The organism is Leisingera sp. F5 (assembly GCF_001593695.1).
Window position 1 is genome coordinate 1 of sequence record NZ_LUKH01000235.1, and the last position, 3,482, is coordinate 3,482.

A 3,482-nucleotide genomic window follows, 5' to 3' on the forward strand; every position below is an offset into this window, starting at 1 on the left:
CGGATGCGCATGGCAGGTCAGCGCCACGTCTTCGGCGGAGGCGCCGAATTCCATCGCCACGCACAGTTCGTGGATCATGTCGCCCGCAGCCGGGCCGATGATGGCAGCACCCAGGATGCGGTCGGTTTCCTTATCGGCGATGATTTTGACAAAACCGCCCTCGGCCTGGCCGACGGCCTTGGCGCGGGCATTGCCCATGAACATGAACTTGCCCACCTTGACCTTGCGTCCCTCGGCCTTTAGCGCGTCCTCGGTGGCGCCGACGCTGGCAACCTCGGGTGTGGTGTAAACCACCCCGGGAATCACGCCGTAATTCACATGGCCATGCTTGCCTGCGATCACATCGGCCACCGCCATGCCCTCATCCTCGGCCTTATGCGCCAGCATCGGGCCTTCGATCACGTCGCCGATGGCATAGATGCCCGGGATATTGGTGCGCCAGTGGTTGTCAGCGGCGATCTGGCCGCGCTCGGTCATTTTGACGCCAAGCGCATCCAGGCCGAGGCCCTCGCTGTAGGGTTTACGCCCCGTCGCCACCAGAACCACATCGGCGTCCAGCGTGACCTCGTCGCCGCCCTTCTTGGGCTGGTATTTCACCTTTGCCTTGGTCTTGGTGGTCTCGACCCCCTGCACCGCGGCGCCCAGGATGATGTTGAGGCCCTGTTTCTCCAGGATCCGCTTGAAGGAGCGCTGCACGTCCTTGTCCATGCCGGGGCAGACCGCGTCCATGTATTCGACCACGGTCACCTCGGAGCCGAGACGGGCATAGACCGAGCCCAGTTCCAGCCCGATGACGCCGGCGCCAATGACGGTTAGTTTCTTGGGGATCTTCGGGAGTTCCAGCGCGCCGGTGGAGGAGACCACGATCTTCTCGTCGATCTCCACGCCCGGAATGGACGAGGGTACGGAGCCGGAGGCGATCACGATGTTCTTGGCCTCGTGCACTTCATCGCCCACCTGCACCTTGCCGGCCGCGGGGATCGAGGCCCAGCCCTTGATCCAGTCGATCTTGTTCTTCTTGAACAGGAACTCGATGCCGCCGGTGTTCTGGCCGATGACCTCGTCCTTGTAGGCTTTCATCTGGTCCCAATCGACCGAGGGGCTTTTGCCCTTGAGGCCCATATGGGCAAAGTTGTGCTCTGCCTCATGCAGCAGGTGCGTGGAATGCAGCAGCGCCTTGGAAGGGATACAGCCCACGTTCAGGCAAGTGCCGCCCAGGGTCTCGCGCCCCTCGACCACGGCGGTCTTCAGCCCCAGCTGGGCGCAGCGGATGGCGCAGACATAGCCGCCGGGACCGGCGCCGATTACGATGACGTCATATTGGGACATGGGCTGTTTCCTCTTTTGGCCCCGGTTCCGTTTTTCGGAGCTCGCGTTTGGGGATAGTTAATGTGTGATCAAACCGGGGTCAGCATTTTGATCGAGATATTGGTGACCCCGTCGCGTTCAAGGTGCATTGCCAATTCTTCGGAGCCGAAAAAGGCGCGGGCCTTCTCCAGATCGGTGATTGCGAAGAGGGCGACTGCGTGGTTCTTGCGGTCCGGATCGCTCCAGACATTCATGTCGGTGATGCCCGAGGCCTGGCGGTTGCGCTTGTCCCGCCGGAAGACGGTGAGCCAGGCGTCGAAGTCGGCCACGTCGGCCTGCCAGAGTACATGGGTTGTCATTGGTGTTACTCCTTTGTCCTTGGTGGCAGCAGGATGCCCTGATGCGGTTGGGGAGCGCTTTGATTCCACTCAATAAAGACTGCGTCAACGGCAAGGTTCTCGGAATGGGGGCGCTGCCCCCGGCCCTAGCGGGCCTCCCCCGGGATATTATTGGCAAGAGGATAGGGCATGCGAGGAGAACCCCCGCAAGCATGGCGGCGAGGCCGCTGGCTGCGATCAGCCAGATTGCGGCGCCCGGCCGGCCAGCGCTGCGCGTAACGGAAGTGTCGCGCGGGCCGGCGGCCAAGGCGTTTCCAACTGAGAGCTTTAAGAGGAAGCTGTCGAAGCTCACGTGGATCAGGACAAGGATCGAGAGGCAGACAAGGCCCCAGAGCGGGAGGGTCATTGGGAAATGACCTCTAGCAAGGTGGCAAATGCATTTCTTGGGCACGCAATGAGCTGTGCGCTCACTTTGGAGTACATTTAGGAACCTATCGATTTAGTGAAACCACCTAGAATGCCACCTACCAAATCACCAATTTGGGAGTATGATTTTCCGCCCGAACTAACGTCTTTGACGGCTTGAGAAAGCTGTTCTTCGATTTCGCCGACCTTAACTTTGTGGCCCAAGGCGGCAAGACCGTAGGAAGTAAGTACAGGGCTCGAAACTATCCCGGCAGCATTGCCGTCAAGGTACTTAGAAATTTTTCCGGTGCGAATTATACCTTCGTCTCTCAACCATTCCACGCATGGAAAAAAGTGCGAGGCATAATCTTCTGAAAGTCCAAGTTCAGTAAATTCAAGTTGTGTCTCCTGAATGCCCCAATCCATCAGCAGTTCTAGGATCTTTGCTATGACCAACTCACTTTTGGGAAGATCGCTCATTTTGAACCAAAGTTATTCGGGAAATGTGTGAAACTGCGCCCCAAACACAGAGAATGAAGCGCAGTTTGTTCTTTTACAGATCCATCAGCAGGCGGCGCGGATCTTCCAGCGCTTCCTTGACGCGGACCAGGAAGGTCACGGCGCCTTTGCCGTCGACGATGCGGTGGTCATAGCTCAGCGCCAGATACATCATCGGGCGGATTTCCACCTGGCCGTTGATCGCCATCGGGCGGTCCTGGATCTTGTGCATGCCCAGGATGCCGGACTGCGGCGGGTTCAGGATCGGCGAGGACATCAGCGAGCCGTAGACGCCGCCGTTGGAGATGGTGAAGGTGCCGCCTTGCATTTCGGCCATCGACAGCTTGCCGTCGCGGGCGCGGGCGCCTTTTTCGGCAATCGCCTTTTCGATCGCAGCAAAGGACATCGCATCGGCGTCGCGGATCACCGGCACGACAAGGCCGGTCGGGGTGCCGGCGGCGACGCCCATATGGACAAAGTTCTTGTAGACGATGTCGGTGCCGTCGATCTCGGCGTTGACCTCCGGCACTTCCTTCAGAGCGTGGCAGCAGGCCTTGGTAAAGAAGGACATGAAGCCCAGTTTCACGCCGTGCTTCTTCAGGAACAGATCCTTGTACTCATTGCGCAGGGCCATCACCTCGGTCATGTCGACCTCGTTATAGGTGGTCAGCATGGCGGCGGTGTTCTGGCTGTCCTTCAGGCGTTTGGCGATGGTCTGGCGCAGGCGGGTCATCTTCACCCGTTCCTCGCGCGCGGCGTCGTCCGCAGTGACCGGGCCGCGCATCTGGGCCGGTGCCGGGGCTGCCGGAGCGGCAGGCGGTGCGGCCTTGGCCGCAGCCACAGCTGCGGCAACGTCTTCCTTCATGATGCGTCCGTCACGGCCACTGCCGGTGACTTGCGATGCATTGAGGCCTGCCTCGGCCATTGCCTTTT

At 60.1% G+C, this 3,482-nt stretch carries 4 protein-coding genes; all 4 read right to left on the minus strand.

What is annotated here, in order from left to right; genetic code table 11:
* A partial coding sequence (gene lpdA, locus A2I95_RS28015; protein ID WP_291735185.1) for a dihydrolipoyl dehydrogenase occupies nt 1–1,329 on the minus strand: 1,329 nt, incomplete at its 3' end.
* Nucleotides 1,330–1,397: 68 nt separating this feature from the next.
* Nucleotides 1,398–1,667: a hypothetical protein gene (locus tag A2I95_RS28020; protein ID WP_291735188.1), complete on the minus strand. Its 270-nt coding sequence runs from the start codon at nt 1,665–1,667 to the stop codon at nt 1,398–1,400.
* A gap of 462 nt (nt 1,668–2,129) precedes the next feature.
* The gene (locus tag A2I95_RS28025; RefSeq protein ID WP_291735190.1) at nt 2,130–2,531 is read right to left on the minus strand and encodes a hypothetical protein; all 402 of its coding nucleotides are present in this window, start codon (nt 2,529–2,531) and stop codon (nt 2,130–2,132) included.
* 73 nt (nt 2,532–2,604) lie between these two features.
* On the minus strand, nt 2,605–3,482 hold an 878-nt coding region (odhB, locus tag A2I95_RS28030; protein WP_291735192.1), incomplete at its 5' end, for a 2-oxoglutarate dehydrogenase complex dihydrolipoyllysine-residue succinyltransferase.